This is a genomic window from Arthrobacter sulfonylureivorans, from assembly GCF_047607445.1.
Classification (GTDB): domain Bacteria; phylum Actinomycetota; class Actinomycetes; order Actinomycetales; family Micrococcaceae; genus Crystallibacter; species Crystallibacter sulfonylureivorans_A.
Genome location: NZ_JBLKRT010000001.1, coordinates 132,543 through 158,711 on the forward strand (window position 1 = coordinate 132,543; position 26,169 = coordinate 158,711).

At 66.4% G+C, this 26,169-nt stretch carries 26 protein-coding genes and 1 other RNA gene; 23 read left to right on the plus strand and 4 right to left on the minus strand.

Annotated features, from left to right (window positions below; genetic code table 11):
- Nucleotides 1–34: 34 nt before the first annotated feature.
- On the minus strand, nt 35–1,852 hold the full coding sequence (locus tag ACMX2H_RS00575) for an ABC transporter ATP-binding protein (RefSeq protein ID WP_414958472.1): 1,818 nt from the start codon (nt 1,850–1,852) through the stop codon (nt 35–37).
- 207 nt (nt 1,853–2,059) lie between these two features.
- Between ACMX2H_RS00575 and ACMX2H_RS00580 the strand changes: the two genes are divergently transcribed.
- The 7 genes from ACMX2H_RS00580 to ACMX2H_RS00610 all read left to right on the plus strand — a co-directional run bounded on the left by ACMX2H_RS00580 (nt 2,060) and on the right by ACMX2H_RS00610 (nt 6,763).
- Nucleotides 2,060–3,286 (plus strand): CpaF family protein, encoded by a 1,227-nt coding sequence (locus tag ACMX2H_RS00580; RefSeq protein ID WP_414958473.1) that lies wholly within the window; start codon nt 2,060–2,062, stop codon nt 3,284–3,286.
- Nucleotides 3,283–4,140 carry a type II secretion system F family protein gene (locus tag ACMX2H_RS00585; RefSeq protein ID WP_414958474.1) on the plus strand — a complete coding sequence of 286 codons (858 nt, stop codon included), beginning with the start codon at nt 3,283–3,285 and terminating at the stop codon, nt 4,138–4,140. Before ACMX2H_RS00580 ends, ACMX2H_RS00585 begins: the two co-directional genes overlap by 4 nt.
- The gene (locus tag ACMX2H_RS00590) at nt 4,137–5,078 is read left to right on the plus strand and encodes a type II secretion system F family protein (RefSeq protein ID WP_414958475.1); all 942 of its coding nucleotides are present in this window, start codon (nt 4,137–4,139) and stop codon (nt 5,076–5,078) included. The genes ACMX2H_RS00585 and ACMX2H_RS00590 overlap by 4 nt, the downstream gene beginning before the upstream one ends.
- 94 nt (nt 5,079–5,172) lie before the next feature.
- Nucleotides 5,173–5,361 carry a hypothetical protein gene (locus ACMX2H_RS00595; RefSeq protein ID WP_414958569.1) on the plus strand — a complete coding sequence of 63 codons (189 nt, stop codon included), beginning with the start codon at nt 5,173–5,175 and terminating at the stop codon, nt 5,359–5,361.
- A 49-nt stretch (nt 5,362–5,410) separates the two neighbouring features.
- Nucleotides 5,411–5,815, plus strand: coding sequence for a TadE family protein (locus ACMX2H_RS00600; RefSeq protein ID WP_414958476.1), 405 nt, complete (start codon nt 5,411–5,413; stop codon nt 5,813–5,815).
- Between the two features lie 64 nt (nt 5,816–5,879).
- Nucleotides 5,880–6,263 (plus strand): hypothetical protein, encoded by a 384-nt coding sequence (locus tag ACMX2H_RS00605; RefSeq protein WP_414958477.1) that lies wholly within the window; start codon nt 5,880–5,882, stop codon nt 6,261–6,263.
- Nucleotides 6,260–6,763, plus strand: coding sequence for a pilus assembly protein TadG-related protein (locus ACMX2H_RS00610; protein WP_414958478.1), 504 nt, complete (start codon nt 6,260–6,262; stop codon nt 6,761–6,763). Before ACMX2H_RS00605 ends, ACMX2H_RS00610 begins: the two co-directional genes overlap by 4 nt.
- Before the next feature lie 58 nt (nt 6,764–6,821).
- On the opposite strand, the gene ACMX2H_RS00615 is transcribed toward ACMX2H_RS00610, so the two are convergent.
- Nucleotides 6,822–7,703, minus strand: a complete 882-nt coding sequence (locus tag ACMX2H_RS00615; protein ID WP_414958479.1) for an alpha/beta fold hydrolase — start codon at nt 7,701–7,703, stop codon at nt 6,822–6,824.
- Between the two features lie 184 nt (nt 7,704–7,887).
- Here ACMX2H_RS00615 and ACMX2H_RS00620 point away from each other — a divergent pair, with 184 nt between their 5' ends.
- Nucleotides 7,888–8,304 (plus strand): ester cyclase, encoded by a 417-nt coding sequence (locus tag ACMX2H_RS00620; RefSeq protein WP_414958480.1) that lies wholly within the window; start codon nt 7,888–7,890, stop codon nt 8,302–8,304.
- Nucleotides 8,305–8,404: 100 nt separating this feature from the next.
- Here the strand turns inward: ACMX2H_RS00620 and ACMX2H_RS00625 are convergent, their stop codons facing one another.
- Nucleotides 8,405–9,727, minus strand: coding sequence for a S8 family serine peptidase (locus ACMX2H_RS00625; protein WP_414958481.1), 1,323 nt, complete (start codon nt 9,725–9,727; stop codon nt 8,405–8,407).
- A 389-nt stretch (nt 9,728–10,116) separates the two neighbouring features.
- Here ACMX2H_RS00625 and prfB point away from each other — a divergent pair, with 389 nt between their 5' ends.
- The 14 genes from prfB (at nt 10,117) to smpB (ending at nt 24,402) form a co-directional block, all read left to right on the plus strand.
- A complete protein-coding gene (gene prfB, locus ACMX2H_RS00630) occupies nt 10,117–11,232 on the plus strand; it encodes a peptide chain release factor 2 (protein ID WP_414958482.1) in 1,116 nt (371 codons plus the stop codon).
- 419 nt (nt 11,233–11,651) lie between these two features.
- Nucleotides 11,652–12,857, plus strand: coding sequence for a substrate-binding domain-containing protein (locus ACMX2H_RS00635; protein WP_414958483.1), 1,206 nt, complete (start codon nt 11,652–11,654; stop codon nt 12,855–12,857).
- A 130-nt stretch (nt 12,858–12,987) separates the two neighbouring features.
- On the plus strand, nt 12,988–13,752 hold the full coding sequence (locus ACMX2H_RS00640; protein ID WP_136784625.1) for an ABC transporter ATP-binding protein: 765 nt from the start codon (nt 12,988–12,990) through the stop codon (nt 13,750–13,752).
- The gene (locus tag ACMX2H_RS00645; protein ID WP_414958484.1) at nt 13,749–14,636 is read left to right on the plus strand and encodes an ABC transporter ATP-binding protein; all 888 of its coding nucleotides are present in this window, start codon (nt 13,749–13,751) and stop codon (nt 14,634–14,636) included. Before ACMX2H_RS00640 ends, ACMX2H_RS00645 begins: the two co-directional genes overlap by 4 nt.
- Complete coding sequence (locus ACMX2H_RS00650) at nt 14,633–15,508, plus strand: branched-chain amino acid ABC transporter permease (protein WP_414958485.1); 876 nt, start codon at nt 14,633–14,635, stop codon at nt 15,506–15,508. Before ACMX2H_RS00645 ends, ACMX2H_RS00650 begins: the two co-directional genes overlap by 4 nt.
- On the plus strand, nt 15,505–16,734 hold the full coding sequence (locus ACMX2H_RS00655; RefSeq protein ID WP_414958486.1) for a branched-chain amino acid ABC transporter permease: 1,230 nt from the start codon (nt 15,505–15,507) through the stop codon (nt 16,732–16,734). The genes ACMX2H_RS00650 and ACMX2H_RS00655 overlap by 4 nt, the downstream gene beginning before the upstream one ends.
- Nucleotides 16,731–18,338 carry a class I adenylate-forming enzyme family protein gene (locus tag ACMX2H_RS00660; protein WP_414958487.1) on the plus strand — a complete coding sequence of 536 codons (1,608 nt, stop codon included), beginning with the start codon at nt 16,731–16,733 and terminating at the stop codon, nt 18,336–18,338. The genes ACMX2H_RS00655 and ACMX2H_RS00660 overlap by 4 nt, the downstream gene beginning before the upstream one ends.
- A complete protein-coding gene (locus ACMX2H_RS00665) occupies nt 18,335–18,979 on the plus strand; it encodes a TetR/AcrR family transcriptional regulator (protein WP_414958488.1) in 645 nt (214 codons plus the stop codon). Before ACMX2H_RS00660 ends, ACMX2H_RS00665 begins: the two co-directional genes overlap by 4 nt.
- Nucleotides 18,972–19,724: a 3-hydroxybutyrate dehydrogenase gene (locus ACMX2H_RS00670; protein WP_136784621.1), complete on the plus strand. Its 753-nt coding sequence runs from the start codon at nt 18,972–18,974 to the stop codon at nt 19,722–19,724. The genes ACMX2H_RS00665 and ACMX2H_RS00670 overlap by 8 nt, the downstream gene beginning before the upstream one ends.
- The gene (locus ACMX2H_RS00675; protein WP_414958489.1) at nt 19,721–20,626 is read left to right on the plus strand and encodes an alpha/beta fold hydrolase; all 906 of its coding nucleotides are present in this window, start codon (nt 19,721–19,723) and stop codon (nt 20,624–20,626) included. The genes ACMX2H_RS00670 and ACMX2H_RS00675 overlap by 4 nt, the downstream gene beginning before the upstream one ends.
- Nucleotides 20,627–20,744: 118 nt before the next feature.
- On the plus strand, nt 20,745–21,446 hold the full coding sequence (ftsE, locus tag ACMX2H_RS00680) for a cell division ATP-binding protein FtsE (RefSeq protein ID WP_414958490.1): 702 nt from the start codon (nt 20,745–20,747) through the stop codon (nt 21,444–21,446).
- A complete protein-coding gene (gene ftsX / locus ACMX2H_RS00685) occupies nt 21,443–22,357 on the plus strand; it encodes a permease-like cell division protein FtsX (RefSeq protein WP_414958491.1) in 915 nt (304 codons plus the stop codon). The genes ftsE and ftsX overlap by 4 nt, the downstream gene beginning before the upstream one ends.
- Before the next feature lie 100 nt (nt 22,358–22,457).
- On the plus strand, nt 22,458–23,837 hold the full coding sequence (locus ACMX2H_RS00690) for a peptidoglycan DD-metalloendopeptidase family protein (RefSeq protein ID WP_414958492.1): 1,380 nt from the start codon (nt 22,458–22,460) through the stop codon (nt 23,835–23,837).
- Nucleotides 23,838–23,928: 91 nt separating this feature from the next.
- Entirely contained in the window at nt 23,929–24,402 is a 474-nt protein-coding gene (gene smpB, locus ACMX2H_RS00695) for an SsrA-binding protein SmpB (RefSeq protein WP_414958493.1), read from the plus strand.
- Between the two features lie 73 nt (nt 24,403–24,475).
- Here the strand turns inward: smpB and ACMX2H_RS00700 are convergent, their stop codons facing one another.
- Nucleotides 24,476–25,615, minus strand: a complete 1,140-nt coding sequence (locus tag ACMX2H_RS00700; protein ID WP_414958494.1) for a carboxylate-amine ligase — start codon at nt 25,613–25,615, stop codon at nt 24,476–24,478.
- Between the two features lie 132 nt (nt 25,616–25,747).
- On the opposite strand from ACMX2H_RS00700, the gene ssrA reads away from it, so the two are divergent.
- Nucleotides 25,748–26,117, plus strand: a transfer-messenger RNA (tmRNA) gene (gene ssrA, locus ACMX2H_RS00705).
- The last annotated feature ends 52 nt before the right edge of the window (nt 26,118–26,169 follow it).

Genomic DNA, 26,169 nt, shown 5'->3' on the forward strand with positions numbered 1-26,169 from the left:
CCAGGTCCGGTACCTGGGCGCAGCCACCGCCGCCTTAGCGGCGTTCGTCCACCGGTTTCTCGGTCTTTCCCAGTCCCGCCAGCGCGGCCTGTTCGGCGAAGTCGGGAACGCTGGCGACCACCTCGTCGAAGGTCCCGGCTGCGGCCACCGTCCCGCCGCGCATAAAGAACACAATGTCCGCATCCCGGATGGTCGCCAGCCGGTGCGCCACGGTGATGACGGTGACGTCGCCGTGCAGCTGCCGGATCGCCGTCGTTACCGCGGCCTCGGTGGCGGTGTCGAGGGCGGAAGTGGCCTCGTCCATAACCAGCACCCGGGGATTGTCGTAGAGCGCGCGGGCAATGCCGAGCCGCTGGCGCTGACCGCCGGAGAGGGCCATACCGCGCTCACCCACCAAGGCGTCCAGACCGCCGTCGCGCTCCATCACCGTGTCCAGCAACTGTGCGCGGCGCAGCGCAACAGTGACGCGCTCCGGGTCCACCCGGTCCCGGTCCCAGGCCAGAGCGACGTTCTGCGCGATCGACGCGTCAAAGAGCGAGACCTCCTGCGGCACGTAGCCGATCCGCCGCCGCCAGGAATCCAGCACGAACTCCATCGGCTCGCCACCCACCATGACGTGTCCATGGCTGGGCTCGAGCAGCCCCAACAGGAGATCCACCATGGTTGATTTCCCGGCGCCGGAAGCACCGACGAAGGCCACATGGCTGCCGGCCGGAATCCTGATGTTCACCGCATGCAGGGCCGGAGCCGCCGCACCCGGATAGCTGAAGGCAACGTCCCGCAGCTCAATGTCCGCGGCGTTCTCCGGCAGTTCGTGCTGCGGACGCTCATCCCGCTGCCGGTGCATTTCGGCTTCGCCCTCGTGGATGTCTTCGACAATCTGCCGGGCAAAGGATGCGCTGGTATTCACCGAGGACTGCACCGCCTGCATCCGCGTCAGCGACGGAATCAGGCGGAAACCCGCGACGGCGAACAGGCCCACGGCGCTGACGGCGCCGGCCGGTCCGCCGGTCAGGTAGCCCACCCCACCGAGCAGCGCGAAGCCGAGGACCAACGCGGTCTCCAGCACGTAGCGCGGGATCTGCGAGATCTGAATGGCACCGGCGCGGGCGATCGAGGATTTGGTGCGGGTGCCGTGCACCTGTTCCTGTACCTCGGGTCCGCGGCCGGCCAGCGTGATTTCCTTCAGCGCGCCCAGCGCCTCGTACAGGGTCTTGGCCGTCCGGTTGGACCATTCGCGGTTTTCCCGGCCAATGGCGACGGCGCGGGGCGAAATCACCTTGGCCAGCAGCAGCGCCACCAGGCCAAGGTAGATCATGGTCACCACCGCGATCAGCGGCTGCGCCACGAAGAGCACGACGACGACCGCCGCCAACGTGCCCAGCTCGCCGAACAGGCTCATCGCCGGCATCAGCACGCCGGAGACGGTGATGCCCACGCCGACGTCAACGGAGCGCACAATCTCGGCGGAGTTGCGTCCCAGCCGCTTCTCCCACGGCGAGGCCAGATAGGCGGCAAACAACCGGTCACCGATGGCCACCTCGTGCTTGGCAAAGCGCTTGGTCGCGAAGCGCAGCAGCAGCACCGCCAAGATCCCTTTGAGCACAATCAGCAGGCAGATGAACACCAGGATCGGCAGCGCCATCCCGTTCTCGGTCACATTGCCGACCAGCGGCAGCTCGGCGTCGGATCTTCCCACCAGAGCCGGCAGCAGCGCGGCAATGAGGCCCAGCGCGACCACGTCCAGCAGGGCCAACGCCGCGGACGCCGCGCCGTAGCCGGTGAGGAAACGCCGGCTGCCGGCCGGCAAGGTACGCAACAGCGGCACGAGGACGTCGAAGATGCTTTTCATACTGCCCCTCAGCCTATTGCATCGCGCCATTACCACCCGCGACGGGCTTCTGGCCAGAGACGAAGGAAAGTTGGGACGGGTTTTCCACAATCCGCCTGCCGGGGCTAGCCCGCCGGAAGATACGTCGCCTAGGGTTCACTGCAAACGACTGCCCGCGGTCTCAACGTTGCGGGGCGGTTGCGCTTGGGGGTTGCAAAGGGGGAACGGATGGATGCCATCCGGATCGTCGAGGGTGAGGTCCGCGAACTGATCCGCCAACGCGGGTTGGACCCTGCCCGCCAAGGCCCGGAGGTCCGGCGCCTGGTCGAAGCAGCGGTGACTGACTACGACGAACGCTCCCTGTTGGGAACCCTTCCGCCGCTCGGGCAACTGGACCGTGCACGCAAGTACATTTTTGATGCCGTGGCCGGATTCGGGCCGTTGCAGCCGCTGCTGGACGATCCCTCCATCGAGGAAATTTGGATCAACTCGCCGTCGGAAGTGTATGTAGCCAGAAGCGGCGAGTCTGAGCTGACATCGGTGACGCTCACGCAACAACAAGTGAGGGATTTGGTGGAGCGGATGCTGAAGTCCTCCGGCCGCCGTTTGGACTTGTCCTCGCCTTTTGTGGATGCCGCCCTGCCGGATGGATCGCGGCTGCATGTGGTGATTCCGGACATCACGCGTCAGCACTGGGCCGTGAACGTCAGAAAGTTCATCGCGCGCGCTTCCCGGTTGGAGCACTTGGTGGATCTGGGTTCACTGACTCCCGAAGCCGCCCGGTTTCTCGCCGCGGCCGTCAGCAGCGGGCTGAACATCCTCGTGTCCGGAGCTACGCAGGCGGGGAAGACCACGATGCTCAACTGCCTGGCGGCTGCCATTGGCAGCCGTGAGCGGGTGGTCACGGTGGAGGAGATTTTCGAACTGCAGTTGCCGCTGCGCGACGTTGTCGGGCTGCAGTGCCGGCAGCCGAACCTGGAAGGCGAAGGCGCCATCCCGCTGCGCCGATTGGTGAAAGAGGCCCTGCGGATGAGACCCGACCGGTTGATTGTCGGCGAGGTCAGGGAAGCGGAAAGTCTGGATATGCTCGTGGCACTCAACAGCGGCATGCCCGGCATGTGCACGGTCCACGCAAATAGTGCCCACGACGCAATCACTAAGATTTGTACACTGCCGCTGCTCGCGGGCCAGAACATCTCATCCGCCTTCGTGGTCCCCACGGTGGCGTCCTGTATTGATCTTGTCGTCCATTGTGCCCGTAGGCCCGACGGCCGGAGGCATGTGGTGGAGATCGTCTCGCTGGGCCGCCGAGTGGAAAACGGCATTATCGAGACGTCCACCGTCTTCAGTCGACAAAGCGGCAGGTTGGAAGTCAGCCCTTCCGCGAGTCCGGCCGAGGAAAAGTTTGCGCGTGCCGGATACGAGGTCATGCAGTTGCTGGAACCTGTGCCATGACCGCAGCGACGGGACTTGTAGGCGGTATCGGGCTGTTTTTGGTGTGGTGGTCTTGCTGGGAAAAACCACCGGCCACAGCACCGCGGCAGCAACGGCCTGGCCGGCTCCAACTCGTGATCAACCAAGCCGGCATCGAGAAGGTCTCGTCGAAGGCGCTCCTGGCCAGCTGTGTAGGCATGGCCGCCGCAACCTCCCTGGTCGTTTTCGCGCTAACGTCATCCGGCCCGATCGCAGCCTGTTTCGGACTGTTCGGAGGCTGGCTCCCCCTCGTTCTCGTGCGATGGAGGGCACGCCGCCGTACCGCCGCTCTCCGCGAAATCTGGCCGGACGTCGTCGACCATCTGCGGTCCGCGATCCGGGCGGGGCTGTCCCTGCCCGAGGCCCTGGTTCAGTTGGGAACGCGCGGACCGGTGGAGTTGCGGCCGGCCTTCAGCGGATTCGCCGCCGACTACCGGGCAGGAGGTCATTTCGACGATGCATTGGAACGGCTCAAGGCCAGGCTGTCTGATCCCGTAGCTGACCGGATCGTGGAGGCGCTGCGCATGACGCGGGAGGTCGGTGGTACCGATCTGGGCAGATTACTCGGAACCTTGGCGGACTTCCTCCGCGACAGCGCAAGGACCCGCAGCGAACTTGAGGCACGCCAATCGTGGACGATCAATGCCGCCCGGCTCGCCGTTGCTGCGCCGTGGATCATATTGATGCTGCTGGCCACACGGCCGGAAGCTGTGGCTGCCTACAACACGGCGCCCGGAGCCGCCGTCCTGTTGAGCGGGCTGGTGGTATCGGTAGTTTGCTATCGCATCATGCTGCGCATCGGATCGCTCCCGGAAGAGGAACGGGTACTCCGATGAGCCACACGGCGGCTTTGACGGTGTTGGTCGGCATGGCCCTGGGTGCGGGCCTGTGGCTGACGGTAATGCGGTTGCCGTTCTTCCGCCCCACGAGATTTACCGATCGTATTGCGCCTCAGTTAAAGGCGATTGAACTGAAGTCACGACTGCTGGACAGCGCGCCGGCAAATGTCACGCCGTTCGGCCCCTTGGAACGAATCTTCCGCCCGGTGCTTCGTGACTCGGTCGCCTGGCTCGGGCAATTCAATTTCGGGTCGACCTTGTTGTCGAAGCGGTTGCTGCAAGCTGGCCGCAAGCAGAGCACGGTGGATTTTCGCGCAGAGCAATTGCTCTGGGCGGCGGCGGGCTTCCTCATGGGCATCGCGTGGACGATGACATCTGCGGCAGGAGGCTCGCTGGATCCAGTACTCGCAGTCATTCTGACCGTGGGGCTGGCTGCCGGCGGTTTCATGCTGCGGGACTACTTCTTGACCGCCCAGATTCATCGCCGCGAAGCAAAGATGCTGGCAGAGTTCCCCAGCTTGGCGGAACTGATGGCACTTGCAGTCAGCGCTGGGGAAAGCGCGACCGGTGCACTGGAGAGAGTCTGCCGCAGCGCTCACGGCGAACTGGCCGAGGAATTTGCCGTGGTGCTTGCCCAGACCCGATCCGGTACTCCGGTATTGACGGCGCTGCAGGAGTTTTCGCATCGGACCCGTTTGCCCGCGCTGGTGCGCTTCGTCGACGGGATCACGGTGGCTGTTGAACGCGGGACCCCGCTGGCCGATGTCTTGCGGGCCCAAGCGCAGGATGTACGGGACATGGCGAAACGAAATCTCATGGAATCGGCCGGAAAAAAGGAAATCGGCATGATGGTGCCGCTCGTTTTCGGTGTTCTACCGCTGACGGTGCTGTTTGCGGTGTATCCGGGCATTGCGCTGATCAATCTCGGATGGTGAAGCGCAGAAGGAGCCTCATGAGCCAAATCGCATATTGGGAAGGAACGAGGACATGACGAAACTATCGCTCAGGGTCGTTGCCACGCTGGAGCTGATGTGGAGCGGGGGACTGGATCGCTTGAGAAATTCGGTTCGATCCGACGACGGCGAACGCGGGGATGTCCCCGGGTGGGTGATGATCACTCTGATGTCGGCAGTCCTCGTGGCCGGTATCTTGGCTCTAGCCAAACCTGCGTTGGAAGGGCTGTTCAATGACGCAATTGGCCGCGTGACGCAGCCCTGACGTGGGATTGAGTCGCTGGGTCCGCCGCGTGCGGCGGTCAACTGAATGTGTGGTTTGCCGTAGTCCAGGCGATGCGCTGGGCCGCCAGACCGATCGTGGCTCGGCCAGCGTGGACTTCATTTTGGTGGGCGGAGTCCTCACCCTGATCTTTGTGTCGATCATGCAGTTGACCTTGGTCCTGCACGTGCGCAACACGCTGATTGACGCCGCAGGGTCCGGTGCCCGCTACGGAACCCTGGCCGATCGAGGCGCGGCCGACGCCCAGCAACGGACCGTTGCCTTGATCTCCGCTGCGCTGACCGACGATTATGCGCAAGATGTCCACGTTGAGGAGGTGCTCCGGTCCGGCGTGCGGACGATGCGGGTCACGGTCCGCGCGCCACTGCCGGCGCTGGGGCTTGTCGGCCCGAGCGGTGCCTTGGAAGTCCACGGTCATGCGGCGCTCCCACGCTGACCGCCTGCGACGGCGGCTCAGGGATTGCCTGAGCGACGGGCGGGGAGGCGAGGCGGGAAGTGCGGTGGTTGAGTTCGTCTTCTTGGGAACGTTGCTTTTGGTGCCGGTGGTCTACTTCGTTATCGCCGTTTCGCAAGTCCAAGCCGCCTCTTTTGCGGTGGTGAACGCGGCCGACCAAGCGGCGAAAGTGTATGCCGGATCCGATGAGGCCGCTGCTGGAAGCCAGGCCGCGCATCAGGCAGCGCTCTTTGCTGCCGGAGACTTCGGTATTGACCCGGATCAACTGGAGCTCAGGATCAGCTGCGCCAACGGGGCGTGTCTGGAACCCGGCTCGTCAGTTACGGCGCAGGCATCAATTTCGGTGCCCCTGCCCCTGCTGCACGGCACTGGGCTCAGCATGGCCACGGTGAACTCCTCGGCGACGCAGGTTGTGGAGCGGTACGGATGACGGCCGGAGCAGCCGCGCACACCAGAGCGAAGCGCGGCCGTGCAGGAGCCGGCAAACCGCAGGTGAGGAATGACGACGGCGGCCAAGTCATGGTTCTGCTGATCGGCTTCGTCCTATTGAGCCTGCTGATCCTGACGGTGGTGATGGGAGCATCCACCGTCTACGTGGAAACGAAGAAGCTGCTGTCCGTCGCGGACGGGGCGGCGCTGGCAGCGGCAGACACTTTCGCATTGGCCGACGTCGAGGCTGGCTCAGGCGCTCCTGTCCCATCGCTGGACGCCGAATCCGTGCGGGGATCGGTCCTGCGCTACTTGTCAGAGACGGATGCTTACGGCAGATTCGACCAGTTGGCGGTTGGCCATGGCACCGGCTCGCCGGAGCGGCGCACGGCCCATGTCGAGCTGAGCGCGGTAGTCCGGCCACCATTGGTCAATTTCTTGGTCCCCGCGGGCATTCCGGTGACCGTGTCCAGCGACGCACGCTCCGAGCTCAGGCGCTGACGCGGACGGGGAATCCGCACCGGTTCGGCTGGCTATGGCCCGGCCTGTCGTTGAGCAGTTACCGAAGCGCTTGTTGGTGGAGCTGCTCGAGGACCGTTTCGGCGGAGGCATCCAGTACGGAGATGTGCCCGCCGTCCTCAACCAGCTTCAGCTGAGCGGAAGGCAACCGCTCGGAGAGCCAGCGCGCCGTCGCCACCGGAACATTCCGGTCCACCGTTCCGTGCCGGATGAACGCCGGCACACCGGAGTCTGCCACGGTGAAGCCCCACGGCGACGCGGCGAGCCTCATGTCGTCGCGCACTCCAGTGGTACCGTTCCGCATCGCGTCCGCGAGGAAGGCGGCGAAGCGGGGTGCGGCTCCGGACCGGGCCGCGACTGCCTGGTCCGCGTCCGGCATGCTCTTGCCGGACGCGGCGATCATCTTCTCCGGGCTGCGGGTGCCGAACTTCATAAAGGCCAGCACGGCGGACGTCAGGCGCGGGCGGTGCTGCGCGAACTTGAGGACCCGGGCGACGTCGGGCGACCGGCCGTCGGCCAGGCCGGGGATGTCGGAGGGGCCGGATCCGGAGACGATGCTGATGCCGTTAAGGCGGTGCGGAATACGGTGCAGGCAGGCGAGGGCAGACGGGGTTCCCATCGAATACCCCATCACGCTGAACTTCTCCAGGCCGAGCCTGTCCGCGAATGCTTCGACGTCGTCGGCCCATTTAAGAAGGGTGCGGCCCGCTTTGGGTGTTGAGCCGCCGATTCCCGGCCGGTCCACCGCCAGCAGTCGCACACCGGCCTTGGCGGCGGCGTCGCCGAGTTTGAAGAACGCGGTTTCCAGCTTGCCGCTGGGGGCCCCATGGTGGTGCAGCACCGGCGGGCCGGAGGGGTCGCCAAGATCGAAGTAGGCCAACGTGCGGCCATCACCCAGAGTGCAGGACTTTTCCTCGTACACGGTTCCCCCGTTCAAACCCGCCAAAACCCGATTAGCCTAACAGCACCGCGGCCGGAATAGCCCGCTTCTTCAGCTAGGGCTGGAGTCGCACGCACCCGGAGAGCCACGCGTGAGCGGCGTGTCGCAGTGGCTCCGGTGGGAGCCTTAATCCGGGGGCTTTTAGAACCGAGGAAAGGAATCGGAAATGGCTGGCGGATCAGGACTGATTGAGCGGTTCTACCGGGAAGTCATGGAGGAAGGAAATCTTGACCTGATTGACGAGTTAGGCAGCGAAAACTACACCGATCATGAAGAACCCATGCCCGGGCAGCCGTCCGGACTGGACGGCATCAAGTTCTACGTGAAGACGTTCAGATCGGCATTCCCGGACATCAAGGCGAAGGCTATCGAGCCCACGATGGTCGACGGAGATCTGGAGGCGGCCCGCGTCGTCCTCACCGGTACCCACGAGGGTGAACTGATGGGTAGGGCTGCCACCGGCAACACGGTGGAGTTCAGCGGCATCGACATCATCCGCATCCAGGACGGGAAAGTAGTGGAGCACTGGGGCTTGACCGACATGCTGAAGCTGCTTCAGCAGACCGGCGCCGTCCAGATGTAGCTCCCATAGCTCCAGCTGCCGGCCGGGAGCTCGTGCCCCCGCCCGGCAGCACGGCAAGGCCTCGTCCCGGCGCGGAAGAGACGCACCGCGCTGGGATCCCCTAGAACCCTAGGGTGGACGTGGTGAGGTAGCCGAAGTACTGGCCGGACGCCGGCCGAAGCGGGTCCCCGGTGAACCCGAAGCGAGGCTCCTCGTTGTTGTATTGCTCGACGGCGGCAAGGAATTGTTGCATCACGGACGACCCGCCGCCTTGGCACACCCCGCTATAGATACAGCGGGCCACCGAGCCGGCAACTGCCGGACTGGCGAAGCTGGTGCCGTGCGCCGTGTTGTAGAGGCCGCCAGGGTAGGTGGAGGTAATGCAGACTCCGGGCCCTGCAACGGTGTGCTGCTGGTCTGCTGCTTGGGTGGCGAAGTTGGAGAAGTTGGCGAAATCGTCGTCGGCGCTTGGAACGGACCCGCCGCTACAGATCGGAGTTGCCCTTCCGCCGGGGCGGCCGTCGTAGTCTGCCATGGCGGTGGCGGTGAGCACTTCGTCATACGTGGCCGGGACCGTGGTCGCGAGGTCCGCGGCCGCGTTGCCGGCCGCAACCGTCCAGGTGATGCCCTGCTCGACCCCCTGGCAAATCATCTGGTGCAGCGGATCGACTCCTTTGCCGCAGGGGCCCTGGTCTTGGCCGGGTCCGCCGATGCTGATGTTGGCCACCTGGATGTCATTCTGCTCGTCTGAATCCGTGCGGGTGGAGACCACCCAGTCGGCGGCGCACAGCAGGGCGGCCTCTGAGATCGTGCCGCTGTCAGTCATCACGCGGACGGACCAGAGCGGTGCGCCGTAGGCGGTGCCGATCACCCCAAAGGTGTTGTTCTTCGCGGCAATAACTCCGGCGACCATCGTTCCGTGGCCGTTCCGGTCAACGGGAGTTACTTCGACCGCGGTGCCGGACGAGCAGTCCACGCCGCCAACGACGTTCAGGTCCGGGTGCGAGCTGTCGATGCCGGAGTCGATGACCGCGGTATTGACCGAGATCTCCGTCCCGTTATCAGCTGCCTCCTCCTCTGTGCCGCCGACCCGCAGCCACCACGTGGGCAGGAACCCGGTGACTGCGGGTGGCTCAGGGCCATCCGCTTCGTCGTCGGCCAAGGTGAATTTTCGCTCCGGCGCGATGAATGCAATGGCGGGATCGGCACCGAGCTCTGCTTGCTCCGCGGACGTCATGGTGCCCGAGTAACCCTTCAGCCCGTGCTCATAGGTGCTGGAGAGCGTGAACCCGTATTTCTTCTCCTGCGCTGCGGCGGTGGAGTCGACATTCGTGACGTTGTCCTTCAGGACGACGGTGTAGCCGCTTTCTTCCTCAGCTGCTGCTGGGCCGGAGGCTGCGACAATTGTTGCGGCGGCCAAGACCAGCGCGCTGAAAGCCCCCAACAGGTTTCGAAATCTTTTTGTATGCGGCGGCCGGCTTTCCTGCCGGTTTTCGGGCTTGTGCCGCTGTCGCCGGCTTTGAGCCGGACGGTGACTTTGACTGGACATTGCAGCCTCCCCACAAGGTGGAATGTAAATCAGGATGCCCTCGTCCCCGTACGCGGCGCGTGAACAACCTGCACCTTCGCACTCCCAAAGGTTATTGCAAGCTACGCGCGGGAGCTAGAGGCAGGCAGGAAGAGCAGGCAAGTTTTGCCGTGGTGGCAACGGGATCGGCCACGGGGCCGGTGCCGTGGTATCGCAGCGGCCGGGCCTACGCGCGGAGGGGCTTGGACGAAGTCCAGACCTGCCGGGGGAGAGGATTCCCCGCCATGGCGTACGCTTGAAGAACCATGGCTGAGATCGACTTTCCCGCTGAAATCCGCGCATTGCGCGCCACGTATGACTCCATTGAAGCAGTCTCCGATGTGGAGACTATCCGCAAGGATATCGCCGAGTTGAGCGAGCAGGCAGGCGCGCCGGATCTGTGGGACGACCCGGCCGCGGCGCAGAAGATCACGTCCAAACTGTCGCACCGTCAGAGCGAACTGGAGCGGCTGGAGAAGCTCGCGGCGCGGATCGACGATCTTGAGGTCCTGGTGGAACTGGGCCAGGACGCCGGCGACGAAGACTCCATGGCCGAGGCCGCCAGCGAACTGAACGCGCTCAAGAAGGCACTGTCGGAACTCGAAGTCGTCACCTTGCTTTCGGGGGAGTACGACGAGCGCGAGGCCGTGGTGACCATCCGCTCCGGCGCCGGTGGCGTTGACGCTGCCGACTTCGCGGAAATGCTGATGCGTATGTACCTCCGGTGGGCCGAACGCCATGGTTATGCAACGCAGGTGCTGGACACGTCCTATGCCGAAGAGGCCGGGCTGAAGTCGGCCACCTTCGAAGTCAAGGCGCCGTTTGCCTTCGGCACGCTCTCGGTGGAGGCCGGCACCCACCGCCTGGTCCGGATCAGCCCGTTCGACAACCAGGGCCGCCGCCAGACCTCGTTCGCCGCCGTCGAAGTCATTCCGCTGATCGAACAGACCGACTCGATCGACATCCCGGACAACGAGATCAAGGTGGACGTGTTCCGCTCCTCGGGTCCGGGCGGCCAGTCGGTGAACACCACCGACTCCGCGGTCCGGCTGACCCACCTTCCCACCGGGATCGTGGTGTCGATGCAGAACGAAAAGTCGCAGATCCAGAACCGCGCCGCCGCCTTGCGCGTGCTGCAGTCCCGGCTGCTGCTGCTGAAGAAGGAGCAGCAGGATGCGGAGAAGAAGGCGCTCGCCGGCGACGTCAAGGCCTCGTGGGGCGACCAGATGCGCTCCTACGTGCTGAACCCCTACCAAATGGTCAAGGACCTGCGCACCGAGCATGAGGTCGGGAACACCGGTGCCGTCCTGGACGGCGAGATCGACGACTTCATCGACGCCGGCATCCGCTGGCGCGCCAATAGCCGCAACGCTGAAAACTAACCCAAACGTCCCGCCAAAGCCCGGCAGCTCCCTCTGGAGCGGCCGGGCTTTCGCTGTCAATGGGGCAGATCGGCACAAGGGTTGCGGCCCGGGGAGGTGGCCCTCGACGGGGGTCACCTCGGGTCCGCGGCCCGACCACGGGAGAGCTCCGCAGCCCAGGAGTCGAGGCCCACGGAAGGGGCCGCGACGGGTTCACCCTGGGGTCGCAGCCCCGCCTCCGAGCGAGCTCTGCAGCGCGCCCGGCCTAGCTCTGCAACCGAATCGTGACCTTGTCCTCGGGCGCTGATGTTGACACTGCTGTGAGCCGCGCCATAGATTTGCTGTAATCTGAATCACCTTTCAGGTTTGGGTTACCCGACCATCAGGTTCAGACAGTTCCAGTTTTCTCCTCAGCAGATTCTTCAACGAAAGGCATCGGAGTGAAGGCAACAAAGAAGTTCCTGATGGCCGCAGCACTGGCCACCGGACTTGCCGTGAGCGCATGCGCGCCGACTACCGGCGGCGATACTGCCGGTGCGGCCGGCGAGGCGAGCAGTGCGCCCGAGAGCATCAACGTGGGCATCGTCTATTCCGAATCCGGCCCGCTTGCCGCCTATGGCGCGGCCTACCATGCGGGCCTGCAGGCCGGCATCGACTATGCCACCGAGGGCACCGGCGAGGTCAACGGCACCAAGCTGAACCTGACCTACCACGACGACGGCGGCGACCCCGACAAGGCGGTCAACGTCGCCAAGGACCTGATCGGCAAGGACTACAAGATCCTGGCCGGCACCGTGGTCTCCGGCATCGCACTCAAGCTCGCCGAGCAGGCCGCGCAGAACAAGGTGCTGTACATTTCCGGCCCGGCCGCCACCGACGCGCTGCAGGGCATCAACGAATACACCTTCCGTTCCGGCCGCCAGAGCCTGCAGGACGTGGCCACCGCGGGAACCTTCGTGGATGACCTGAAGGGCAAGAAGGTCGTGGTGTTCGGCCAGGACAACGCGTTCGGCCAAGGCAACCTCGCCGCCGTCAAGGCCGTGCTCGGCGAGCAGGGCGCCGAGGTCGACGACGTCCTGGTGCCCGAAGACGCCACCGAATTCACCCCGTTCGCCCGCCAGCTGATCGATGCGAAGCCCGATCTGGTCTTCGTTGCCTGGGCCGGAGCCACCTCGGGTTCCATGTGGCAGGCACTGAGCCAGCAGGGCGCGTTTGATGCCGCTCCGATCGTGACCGGCTTGGGCGACGCCGCCACCTTCGGCGCTTACGGCGCCGCTTCGGACAAGATCAGCTTCCTGAACCACTACTTCCCCGGCGCAGCCGGAAACGACGTGGAGAAGGCCATGGTCGAAAAGGTCGAAGCCGAGGGCAAGAAGGCCGACCTGTTCACCCCGGACGGCTTTGTTGCCGGCCAGATGATTGTCCAGGCCGTGAAGGAAGGCGGCAACGACGTCGACGCCATGGTTGCCGCACTGGAGGGCTACACCTTCGACGGCCCGAAGGGCGAGACGACCGTCCGCGCTTCCGACCACGCGCTGCTGCAGGAGATGTACCAGGCCAAGCTGGTGGAGCAGGGCGGCGACTGGGTGCCCGAGCTGATCAAGGCGATTCCGGCAGACGAAGTGGCTCCGCCGGAAGCCAAGTAACCGCAGCCGCACCGCTCCGGCGACCGGTACCGCACGTCCAGAGGCGCCGCCCGACCCACATGGCGGGCGGCGTCCCTGGGCTCGGACCCCTGCAACAACCACGGTCCGCGACCGCACAGAAAGTGACATGATGACCTCCCCAGATCAGCCCGCGCTCCTGGTGCACGGCCTCGGCCTGCAGATCGGCGGCGCCCGCATCCTTGAGGATGTCGGATTCTCGGTGGCGACCGGCGAAATGGTCGGCGTGATCGGCCCCAACGGCGCCGGCAAAACCACCTTGTTCAATCTCATCTCCGGCGTGCTCAAGCCCACCGAAGGAGCCGTCAAGCTCAACGGCGCGGACGTCACCTCGGCGTCGATCCATCACCGGGCACGGGCCGGGCTGGGCCGGACCTTCCAGACCTCCAGCCTGTTTCCGCGGCTGAGCGTGCTGGAAAACGTCCGGCTGGCAGCGCAGGCCGCCCTCGGCGGAAGCCTGTCGGTTTTCCGGTTCCCGTCGCGGACGGATTCCGCAACGTCGGTCGCCCAGCAGAATGTGGCCGAGGTCGGGCTGGAGGACAAGCTGCATACCGCCGCCGGAGACCTCTCCCACGGCGACAAGCGCAAGGTGGAAATCGCCATGCTCCTGGCCGGCGATCCCGCCGTCATCCTGCTGGACGAGCCGATGGCCGGCGTGGCTTCCGGCGATGTCCCGGGACTTAGCGCGATTATCCGCCGGATGCACCGGGACCGCGGCTGCACGGTGATGATGGTGGAGCACCACATGGATGTGGTCCTCGGGCTGGTGGACCGGGTGGCGGTCATGCACCACGGCAAGCTGCTGGCCATTGACACCCCGGACGCGGTGATGGCCAATCCCACCGTCCAGAGCGCCTACCTGGGAGAACCCGTATGAGCCAGCAACCGCAGCCCCATCCGGAGGCAGCGAACGCCGCAGCAACCGGCGGCCCGGCCCCGGCCACAGCGCATGCAACGGCGCAGCCCACAACCCAGGCCACGGCCCTGCAACCGGCGGCCACGCAGCCCGGAGGCAACGCCCGTCCGGTACTGGAAATTGCCGGCCTGACCGCCCACATTGCCGGCCAGCAGGTGGTGGAAGACGTCAGCTTCTCCGTCCCGGCCACCGGCATCACCGCCCTGCTCGGGCGCAACGGCGTGGGCAAGACCAGCACCATCAAGGCCGTGATCGGCCTGATCTCGCGTACCGGCAGCGTCACGCTGGACGGGGAGCGGATCGACAAGGAACCCACGTTCAAGATCATCCGCCGCGGCGTCGGCTACGTCCCCGAGGACCGGGAGGTCTTCTCCAAGCTCACCGTGGCGGAGAACCTGCGGCTGGCCGAACGGGACGCCTCCCCGCGCCGCCAACTGGTGGAGGAACTCTTCCCCGACCTGCTCAAGCGCGCCGCGCAGATGGCCGGCACGCTCTCCGGCGGCCAGCAGCAGATGGTCTCGCTGGCGCGGGCGCTGCTCAACGAGAACAAGCTGCTGCTGATCGACGAACCCACCAAGGGCCTGGCCCCCAAGATCGTGCAGGAAGTCGCCGAGACCCTGGAACGGGCCGCGGAGACGGTGCCGATCCTGCTGGTGGAGCAGAACCTGCAGGTGGTCCGCCAGCTGGCCGCCGGCGCAGTAGTGCTCTCCGGCGGCAAGGTGGTCCACACCACCGACAGCGCGCTGGATTTCCTGGACAACGAAGACCTGACCCAGCGGCTGCTGGGCGTCCACGCCGACGCAGGGCACGGCGAAGAAGCCGACCGGAACGGAGCACAGAAGTGAGCACCATCGTCTTGCTGACCGTCACCGGCTTGGGCCTGGGCGCGCTGTACTTCCTGGTGGCCTCCGGGCTGAGCCTGATCTACGGCCTGATGGGCGTGCTGAACTTCGCGCACGGCTCCTTCCTGACCCTGGGCGCCTTCGCCGGCTGGGAATTCGCCCGCCGCGCCGGGGCGGACAACTGGTGGACCTTCCTCGGCTCGCTCCTGATAGGTGCCGTGGTGGGTGCGCTGTTTGCCGCCTTCACGGAGTTCGTGCTGATCCGCAAACTCTACGAGCGGCATATCGAACAGGTGCTGGTCACCGTCGGCCTCTCGCTGGCGTCGGTCGCGCTGTTCGACGGCATCTGGGGCACCGACCCGATCCACATCTCCGGCCCGGAGTGGTTCCGCGAAACCACCGGCATCCTCGGAGCGCAGATCGCGAACGACCGCTTCGTGGCCATCATCGCCGCCGTGTTCGTGCTGCTGGGCCTGGTGTTCTTCCTCAAGCGCACCCGCTACGGCATGATCATCCGCGCCGGTGTGGAAAGCCGCTCCATGGTCACCGCGCTGGGCATCGACGTCCGCAAAGCCTTCACCCTGGTCTTCGCCATCGGCGGCGCTGCGGCAGGCCTGGGCGGAGTGCTGGCCAGCCACTACTTCCAGTACGTCTCCCCGCTGCTGGGCGGTTCGCTGCTGATCTTCGCCTTCATCGTCACCGTGATCGGCGGCCTGGGCTCGCTCACCGGCGCGGCCATCGCGTCCGTGGTGGTGGCGCTGCTGCAACAGTTCGCCAACTTTTACCTTTTCGGCACCGGGGATTTCGTCGTCGTCGTGGCCCTGGCCCTTGTCCTGCTCTTCCGGCCCTCCGGCCTGCTCGGGAGGAAATCATGACCACCAGCAAGACCGACCCGCAGTCCGAAGCACAGCCGAACCCGCAGCAGGCAACGGCCGGCTCCGCCGCGCAGAGCGGCCCGGCCGCCACAACCGCGGGGCAGCGGCGCAACCGAAAAGGCCAGCACGACGGCGGTGCTGCCGCCGGCGGCCGCACCCTGCTCAAGTGGGGCGCCGGCGGGGCCGGGGTGGTCCTGCTGGCGCTGCTGCCGCTGCTGAACCTGTCCCTGCCGGGCGTGCTGCCCGGGCCCACCTACACGCCGGGGTCGCTGCAGCTGCTCGCCATGTGCATGCTGATGGCCGCTGCGGCGCTCAGCTACCACCTGCTGCTGGGCGTCACCGGGCTGCTGTCCTTCGGCCACGCGCTGTATTTCGGTGCCGGGGTGTACGGGCTCGGCGTCATCCTGGACACCTTCGACATCCCGCTGTTGCCGGCCATGGGTTTGACCCTGCTGCTGGTGATCGTGCTGGCCCACGTGGTCGGCGCGGTGGGGCTGCGCGTGACCGGCATCCCGTTCGCCATGGTGACGCTGGCCTTCGCCGAGGCCGGCCACGTGCTGGTGGGCCGCAACCCGGGCCAGGCCACCGGCGGCGAAGAGGGCCTGACCCTGGCCACCGACAACCTGCCCGAAGCCCTGCTGGGCGTGGCCAACACCCGCAACCTGTACTGGCTGGCGCTGATCGTGCTGCTGGTGGTCTTCGCCGTGGTGACCTGGGTGCAGTTCAGCCGGGCCGGCCATGTAGCCGCGGCCGTGCGGGAGAACGAACTGCGCGTGCGGGTGATCGGCCTGCAGCCCTACCTGATCAAGCTGCTGGTGTTTGTGGTGGGCGGTGTGCTGGCGTCGGCGGTGGGCATGGTCTACCTGCTGCTGCAGTCCGGGGCCGTGCCGCGCAGCCTCTCCGCCGACTTCACCATCACCCTGCTGGTCATGGTGGTGCTCGGCGGCGTGGGGTCGCGCTGGGGCGCCATCATCGGCGGCGTGTTCTACACACTGCTGGACCAGCGGCTCACATCGCTGGCGCAGTCCGAGGCCATCGCCGGCCTGCCGGACATCCTGCGGATTCCGCTCTCCGAGCCGCTGTTCATCCTCGGTACACTGTTCATCCTGGTGGTCCTCTTCCTGCCCGGCGGCATCACCGGGGCGGTGCAGCGGGCCACCCTCAGCCGCGGCCAGCGCCGCCAGGCAGCCGCCCGGCAGCGCCAAGCACTGGAGAATGCCGAGTGAACCAGCAGCACAACCAGCAGGACGGGCTCCACACCCTGGGCCGCTGGACCGCGGACCGCGCCGTGTCCACACCGGACCGGGTGGCCATCGACGACCGCGGGGTGGTCCTGCGCTACCGCGAGCTCGACGCCCGGGCCGTTGCGCTGGCCGGCCGGCTCCGCGCCGCCGGCTACGGGGTGGGGGACCGGATCGCCACCCTGACCGGCAACTCCGCCGACCACGTGGTGCTGTTCTTCGCCTGCGCCAAGGCCGGGCTGGTCCTGGTGCCGCTGTCCTGGCGGCTGTCGCCGCGGGAGATCGCCGAGCAGCTGCAGCTGGCCGACCCGGCGCTGCTGCTGGTGGAGCACGAGTTCGATGCGCTCGCCGCGGCCGCCGCCGCGATGCTGCCGCTGCCGCCGCGCACCGCGGCGCCCGGACCTTCCGGGGTAGAGCGGCAGGTGCCGGGTCCCACCCGGCGGGCGGCCGGCACGGCGGCCGAGGCCGCAGTGCAGCGGGAGGTGCACGACGACGATGCGCTCCTGATGATTTTCACTTCCGGCACCGAGGGGCAGAGCAAGGCCGCCATCCTCACGCATGCCAACTGCTTCTGGACCAACCTCTCGCTGTCCCGGACCATGGAGCTGTCCAGCGCCGACGTGGTGCTGGCGGCGCTGCCGCAGTTCCATGTGGGCGGCTGGAACATCCAGCCGCTGCTGGCCTGGTGGACCGGAGCCACGGTGGTGTTGGAACGGACCTTCGATGCGGGCCGGGTGCTGCAGCTGATCGCCGAACGCAGGGTCACCACCATGATGGGCGTGCCCGCCCAATACGCCATGCTGGCCGAGCATCCCGACTTCGCGTCCGCCGACCTCTCCAGCCTGCAGCACGCCATCGTCGGCGGGGCATCCATGCCGGCACCGCTGCTGCGGATCTGGCACAAGCGCGGCGTGGCGCTGAGCCAGGGCTACGGGCTGACCGAGGCGTCGCCGAACGTGCTCTGCCTGCCCAATGAAGACGCCGCGTCCATGATCGGCTACGCGGGCAAGCCGTACCCGCACGTCAGTGTGTCGGTGGCGGATCCGGCCACCGGCCAGATCCTGCAAGGCGAGGCCACCGGCGAGCTGCTGGTTTCGGGTCCGGGCGTCTTCGCCGGCTACTTCCGCAATCCGGAGGCCACGGCGGCGGCGCTCGCCGGCGGCTGGCTGCGCACCGGGGACCTGGTGGAACGCACCGCGGACGGCTTCTACCGGATCGTGGACCGGATCAAGGACCTGTACATCTCCGGCGGCGAGAATGTGGCGCCGGCCCAGGTGGAGCAGGCCCTGCTGACACACCCCGCGGTTGCGGAGGCCGCCGTCGTCGGTGTCCCTGACCCACGCTGGGGGGAGACGGGACTGGCCTACGTGGTGGTCCGCCCGGGCCGGATCACCGACGCCGAAGAGCTGGCCGAGCACTGCAAGGCGCAGCTGGCCTCCTTCAAGGTGCCGGGACGTTTTGACTTTGTGCCAACCCTGCCGCGGACGGCCCTGAACAAGGTGGCGCGGGGGCGGCTGCGGCAGGCCGCGCTGCAGCCCGAGCACGCCGGATCGGCCGCGGCGTCTGCAGGATCGGAGCAGGACGCATGAGCGCTGCACCACGCACCGCCCGGGGCACCCGGACCCGCGCCAAACTGCTGGCGGCGGCGGAGACCGTGTTCGCCTCGGTGGGCTACCACGACGCCTCGATCGTCAAGATCACCGAGCAGGCCGACGTCGGCCTGGGCACGTTCTACCTCTACTTCCAGGGCAAGCAGGCGATCTTCGACGAAGTGGTCGAGGACCTCAACCGGCGGGTCCGCCACGCGATGACCGAGGCCGCCAAGTCGGCCGGCAACCGGATGGAGGCCGAGCGCGCCGGCTTCAAGGCGTTCTTCCGCTTCACCGCGGAGCATCCGGCGCTCTACCGGATAGTCCGGCAGGCCGAGTTCGTCTCGCCGGGCGCACTGCGGATGCACTACACCCGGATTGTCAACGGCTACATCGAGGGGCTCAAGGCGGCGCAGGCCACCGGCGACGTCCGGCCGATGGACCCGGACGTGGCGGCCTGGGCGCTGATGGGCATCGGCGAGCTGATCGGCATGCGCTGGGTGCTCTGGGAGGACGACGACGGTGCGCAGCCCGTTCCGCGGGAAGTGCCAGACCATGTTTTCGAAGAAATGATGCAGTTTATCGAGCGGGCGCTGGCCCCCGGACAACCGCACGGGACGGAAGGACAACTCCATGGCTGAACAGACTTTGACGGGCCGCAGCGCCGTGGTCACGGGCGGGGCCAGCGGCATCGGCGAGGCCTGCGCCCGGGCGCTGGCCGAGCGCGGCGCCAAGGTCACCGTGGCGGACCTGGACGGCGCGGCCGCCGAACGCGTGGCGCAGGAGATCGGCGGCGTCCCGTGGCAGGTGGACCTCAGCGACACCCGGGCGCTGGAGACGGCGACCGTGGATACGGACATCCTGGTCAACAACGCCGGCATCCAGCGGATCAACCCGATCGAGGAGTTCGCACCGGAGGACTTCCGGCTGATGCTGCGCCTGATGCTGGAGTCCCCGTTCCTGCTGATCCGCGCGGCGCTGCCGGGCATGTACCAGCGCGGCTTCGGCCGGATCATCAACATCTCCTCGGTGCACGGACTGCGGGCGTCGGCCTACAAATCGGCGTACGTCTCGGCCAAGCACGGCCTGGAAGGCCTGTCCAAGGTCACCGCGCTGGAGGGTGGGGCGCACGGCGTCACCAGCAACTGCATCAACCCCGGCTACGTCAAGACGCCGCTGGTCGAGAAGCAGATTGCCGACCAGGCCCGGCTGCACCAGTTGCCGGAAGAAGAGGTGGTGGCCCAGGTGATGCTCACCGAGAGCGCGGTCAAACGCCTGACCGAACCGCACGAAGTGGCCTCGCTGGCCTGCTGGCTGGCCAGCGCCGACGCCGGCATGGTCACCGGTGCGTCTTACACGATGGACGGCGGGTGGTCCAGCCGATGAGCACTCAACCGGCAACCCTGCCCTACGCCACGCTGGACGTCGCGGTCCGCGGCGGCACCCTGCGCACCGGAGTCTGGGGGCCGCAGAACCCGGAGGCACCGGCGGTGCTGGCCGTGCACGGTGTGACGGCGTCGCACCGCACCTGGGGCCTGCTGGCGCAGGAGCTCGACGGCGTGCGGCTGATCGCCCCGGACTTGCGCGGCCGCGGCCGCAGCAACCAGCTGCCCGGCCCGTTCGGCATGGCGGCCCACGCCGACGACCTCGCCGAGGTGCTGGCCGCCCACCAGGTGCGCAGCGCCGTCGTCGTCGGCCATTCGATGGGCGCGTTCGCCTCCGTGGTGCTGGCGCGCCGGCACCCGGAGCTGGTGCAGTCGCTGGTGCTGGTGGACGGCGGGCTGCCGCTGCAGGTGCCCGCCGGGCTCAGCGACGACGAGGTCATCCAGTCCGTGCTGGGACCGGCGGCCGAACGGCTGGCGGCGACCTTCCCCAGCCGGGAAGCGTACCGGGACTTCTGGCGCGTGCACCCGGCCTTCGCCGACCACTGGAACGCGCTGGTGGAGGACTACGTTGACTACGACCTGGCCGGTGAACCGCCGCTGCTGCGGCCGTCCACCAACTACGAGGCGATGGCCCGCGACACCGCCGACCTGAACGGCGGGGCCGCCCTGATGGACGCGCTGGAATCGCTGGCGGTGCCGGCCGTGCTGCTGCGCGCGCCGCGTGGTTTGCTGAACGAAGAGGCGGGCCTGTACACACCGGGCTACGTGCAGCAGTGGGCCGGCCGACTGCCGAACCTGCAGGTCCGCGACGTGCCCGAAACGAACCACTACACGATCGTGATGGACAGCCCGGGCGCCGCCGCGGTGGCCGGTGCCGTGCGGCAGGCGGTGGCCAGCAGGTGAAACGACACACCCGGAACCCTGCAGGGTAAACCCAAGACTGCGTGCCTATAGTCGAGAGGCTGAGGTTTCTTCCCCCAAGCACAGGCCCTCGTCCTCGGCACTGAGGCACAAAGTAGTCATGATTCGATTCGATAACGTCACGAAGATCTACGATCAGAACTCGCGTCCTGCCCTGGACAGGATCAGCCTGGAGATTGACCGCGGGGACTTCGCGTTCTTGGTCGGCTCCTCCGGCTCCGGAAAATCAACGTTCATCCGGCTGGTTCTGAAAGAAGACCGTGCCACCCGCGGCGCCGTGTATGTCGCCGGCCAGAATGTGGCCAACATTCCCAGCTGGCGCGTGCCCAAACTGCGCCGCGGCATCGGCGTCGTGTTCCAGGACTTCCGGCTGCTGCCCAACAAGACGGTGTTCGCGAACGTGGCGTTTGCGATGCAGGTGATCGGACGCAGCCGCGCGGTGATCCGCGAGACGGTGCCTGAGGTGCTCAAGACGGTGGGCCTGGAAGGCAAAGACCACCGCATGCCGCACGAACTCTCCGGCGGCGAGCAGCAGCGCGTTGCGATTGCGCGGGCCGTGGTGAACAAGCCCGGGATCCTGCTGGCCGACGAACCCACCGGCAACCTGGACCCGACCACATCGATGGGCATCATGAAGGTGCTGGACCGGATCAACCAGAACGGCACCACGGTGGTGATGGCCACGCACGACGACGTGATCGTCAACGAAATGCGCAAGCGCGTAATCGAACTGCGCGACGGCGTGATGGTCCGTGACCAGGCCGAAGGTATCTACCTCGGCGAGCCGGAGGAGGCCAAATGAGACTGGCTTTTATCCTCGGCGAAATCGGGTCCGGCCTGCGCCGGAATCTGTCCATGGTGGTCTCCGTGGTGCTGGTGACGTTCATTTCGCTCACTTTCGTCGGCGCGGCGGGCATGCTGCAGATGCAGATCAACCAGATGAAGGGCTACTGGTACGACAAGGTCCAGGTGGCCGTCTTCCTGTGTGTTGATACCTCGACGGCGGCCAGTTGCGCGTCCGGCCCGGTGACGGATGAACAGCGTGCCGAGATCGAGGCCACGCTGACCAGCCCGGCGGTGGAGCAGTACGTGGACACCTACCTGTACGAATCGCAGGACGACGCGCTGGGCCACTTCCGCGACCAGTTCGCGAATTCGCCGATTGTTGATTCGGTGACCGCGGACCAGCTGCCGGAGTCCTTCCGGATCTCGCTGGTGGATCCGCAGAAGTACGAGGTCATCAACGAAATCTTCTCCTCGCTGCCCGGCGTGGAGGTGGTGGTGGACCAGCGGGAGATCCTGGAAAAGGTCTTCAACGTCATGAACATCGCTTCGCTGGTGGCGGTGGGCATCGCCGTCATCATGATCGTCTGCGCCATCCTGCTGATCGCCACCACCATCCGGCTCTCGGCCTTCAGCCGCCGCCGGGAAACCGGCATCATGCGACTGGTCGGCGCCTCGAAGGCAGTGATCCAGCTGCCGTTCGTGCTGGAAGGCGTGATCGCCGCCGTGGTCGGTGCCCTGCTGGCCTCGGTCACGCTGTGGGCCGTGGCGCACTTCTTCATCGGCGACTGGCTCGCCAGCCAGTACCCGGATACTGCGTTTATTTCCTCCAACACCATGCTGGTCATCGGCCCCGCGCTGGTGCTCTTGGGGGCTGTCCTGGCAGGAATATCGTCCCTGCTGACCCTGCGTCGCTACCTGAAGGTCTAGAATCATGAAACGTGAGCAGAACTTGACAATGGGGAGCCAGGCTGTGAGCCGTTCGACGCCGCGGAAGAAATGTCTTCCGCAGGGGATACTGAGTGCAGCCATGGCGGCATTGCTCGCCTTCTCGCTGGGCTCTGCCGGGCCGGCCCAGGCCGATGACCTCGACGACCGCAAGGCGGCGCTGGAACAGGAAATCGAAGAGATCGAGCACTCCCTGGAGTTCCTCGACGCGGACATCGTGGAGACGGTCAAGGAACTCAAGCAGTACCAGAGCCGGCTGCCCGGAGCCCAGCAGAAGCTCACCGAGGCCGAGGGCCGGGTGGACGCAGCTGCGAACAAGGTGGCAGCCCTGGCCCAGCGGGTGGATCTGGCCCTGCAGACCAAGGACAAGATCAACCAGCAGCTGGCCAGCGACGCCGAAGAGCTCAAAGAAACCAAGAAGGTCATCGGCCAGATCGCCACCCAGGCCTACAAACAGGGCGGTGTGCCGTCCAACCTGTCGCTGTTCTTCGGATCCGACGGCGATGCCAGCCTGGCCAGTACCATCGACCTGGCGGACCAAGCGCTGCGCAGCCAGAACGCCGCGCTGAACAAGCTGTCCCAGCAGAACGCCACCAACGTGAACTCCCAGGCGCGGCTGGAGGCCGTGGAAGAGGAAATCCGGGGACTGAAGGCACAGGCCGAGGAAGCGCTGGCGGCGGAACAGACCGCCCGCGACGAGGCGGCGGCCGAGAAGCAGAAGGTCGACCAGTTGATTGCCGAGACCTCGGCACTGTCGGACAGCCTGCAGGCGCGCAAGCCGGAGATCGAGCAGGAACTGGCCAAGACCGAACAGGCCCAGCAGCAAGTGCTCGCGCAGATCAAGGAGCGGCAGGAACGGCTGCGCCGCGAGGCGGAGGAAAAGGCCCGGCGCGAGGCCGAAGAGCAGCGCAAGGCGCAGGAAGCGTGGGAGCGCGAGCAGGCCCGGATCAAGGCAGCACAGCAGGCGGCGCGGAACAACGGCCAGCCGGTGCCGCAGATCATTCCCAAGGTCAAGCCGCCCAAGCAGGTCAGCTCGTCGCCGTCGTCCTTCGGTTTGATCGCGCCGACCAGCGGGGTCATCACCTCCGGGTTCGGCTGGCGGTCCACCCCGCCCGGCACCATCGACTTTTTCGGCACCGGCGGCTACCTGCACAGCGGGATCGATTACGGACCCGGCTGCAACGCGCCTGTCTACGCACCCGCCGCCGGCGTGGTGGTACGGGCGGACGGCTCGGTGTGGGGCGGCGGCAACAGCGTTACGATGAGCCACGGCGTGGTCGGCGGCAACGCGCTGGACACGAACTACTACCACCTCAACAAATACGTGGTGTACGCCGGCCAGAGCGTCTCCCGTGGCCAGCTGATCGGCTACGTGGGCAGCACCGGAAACTCCACCGGCTGCCACCTGCACTTCGAAACCATTGTCAACGGCGACTTCGTGAATCCGATGGGCCTGCTCTAAAGCCTCGCAGCGGCGGGCGCAGCGGGCGCTGCGGGACGAAACGCCCCGGCGCCGTTATAATAGAACGTTCCGACGACGAAGGAGTTACCCCGTGCCCAGAGAAAGTGGCCGAAAGGTAGTGGCCACCAATCGAAAGGCCCGGCACGACTACCACATCATGGATACCTACGAGGCAGGGATGGCCTTGATGGGGACCGAAGTGAAGTCCCTGCGCGAGGGCCGGGCTTCGCTGGTGGATGGCTTTGCCATCTTCTACAACAATGAGCTGTACCTGGAGTCCGTCTACATTCCGGAGTACCTCAACGGGAGCTGGACGAACCACGCCGCCCGGCGCCGCCGGAAACTGTTGCTGCACCGGGCCGAGCTGGAGAAGATCGCCCGCCAGACCCGGGAATCCGGCTACACCATTGTGCCGCTGCAGCTGTACTTCAATGACGGCCTGGCCAAAGTAGAGATCGGCGTGGGCCGCGGCAAGAAGGACTACGACAAGCGGCAGACGCTGCGCGAGAAGCAGGACAACCGCGAGGCCCTGCGCGCCATGCGGGAAAAGAACCGCGGGGCCTGATCCCACGAATCTCCGGGGCGGCTGTCCGGCCGCTCCGGCACCGTCGGGCGGGGCACCGTCAGCCCGTGCACCGTCAGCCCGCCGTGATCGACCGGCTCACCAAATCCAGCCATGACGGCAGTCCGCCGCTGGCCAGCGCCACCCGCTGACGCTGCGCGCCGTTGCCCTCCAACCGCAGCCGTGCGCACTGCTCATGCACCCAACCGCGGTCGCCATGTTGTTCCAAGGCGTCGTCGATGTGCCGAAGCAGCAGCTCCAGAACATCGAACGCCGGCCAAAGAGTGGCCGAGTCCAGATGCACCAGCTTGTCCGACAGCCCGTACCGGGCGGCCTGCCAGAGCGCCACGTCCAGATGCTCGGGGAAGTGGTTGGCAGCGGGGTTGCCGGCGACGGCGTCGGCCTGTTCGGTAGCGACCAGCGCCCGGACCAGTCCGGCCAGCAGCACGCTGTCGGCGGCCGTGAGCTGGCTGTCGGAAGCCCGGACCTCGATGGTGGGGAACTGGTCCGACAGCCGCGCGAGCCAGGAGATGTGTCCCGGGTCCGGTGCCACACCGGAGGCATACAACTTCCGCACGCGGACGCGGTAGTCATGCAGGTCGGCAAAAAACGGCGGACAGCCCTGGATCTGCCAGCGGCGGTACAGGATGGTCCGCCAGCTGGCGAAGCCGCTGTCCGCATGGCGCCAGAACGGCGAGTTGGCCGCGACCGCAGTCAGCAGGGGCAGCCAGGGCCGCAGCCGGTTAAGGACCTGCAGCCGGACCTCCGGGTCGGGCACTTCAACGTGGATGTGCATGCCAGTGACGTACTGATCCGCCACAAGTGCCGGCGCGCGTTCTGCGATGCCGCGGTATCGGGGAGAGTCTGTCACGGACGCGGGCCGCAGATCGGCGTCGAAAATCACTCCGATTCCGGCCGCGGCTGCCCCGGTAGCGATCGCGCTAGTGGCTAAGTCGCGGCGGAAGTCCAGCAAGGCCTCGGCCGCCTCCGCCAGCGTGCGGCATACCGGTGTGGCGGTCTCCACCTGGCAGTCGAGCAGTTCGGTGCTGACCCAGTCCGGGTTAGTGTCCAGGCGCAGGGCCGCCCGTACTGCCGGCCCCGTGGGCACCGGCTGTGCTGATCGGGGATCCATCAACAGAAATTCTTCCTCGACGCCGAACGTCGCCGAGATGGACGCCGGTCCCGACGGTGTGCCTTCCGCTGCGCGCACGACCATGGTTCGAGAGTAATCTCGCCCGCGCATGCTGGCTAGAACGGGACGGGAATAGACAGCTGAGCGGATGGGTTACACTGGATGGTCCGGACAAGTAACTGACCGGCACAAATGGTTATTTTGATAACTACATACGGGGATGACAGGTTTCGACGATGTTAGTCGCGCCAGGGGAAGCGGGCCGAGGATGCAGAGTTATCTCGGAAACGCTCTCTGCAAACCAATAAGTGCCGAATCTAAGCGCACTGACTTCGCACTCGCTGCCTAAGTAGCGTTGCAAGTCCGTCAGCCCGGGGATGCTCTCGCCCCGGATGCTGGCGTCATTAAGAGAGCCACTGCTGAATACCTTCGCCGTTGGGGTATTCGGAACATTTAGACGGCTGGGCCCGGGTCAGCCACCTGTTTGCAGGATGGTTGGGGCCAAGAAAACCCGACGCAAACTGCGCCCGGAGAAGTCCTGGCAACACAACATCGGACGGGGGTTCAATTCCCCCCATCTCCACTGATCTAGCCCCGGGTTCTCCGGGGCTTTTTCTTTGCCTGGCTTCTGCCGCAGG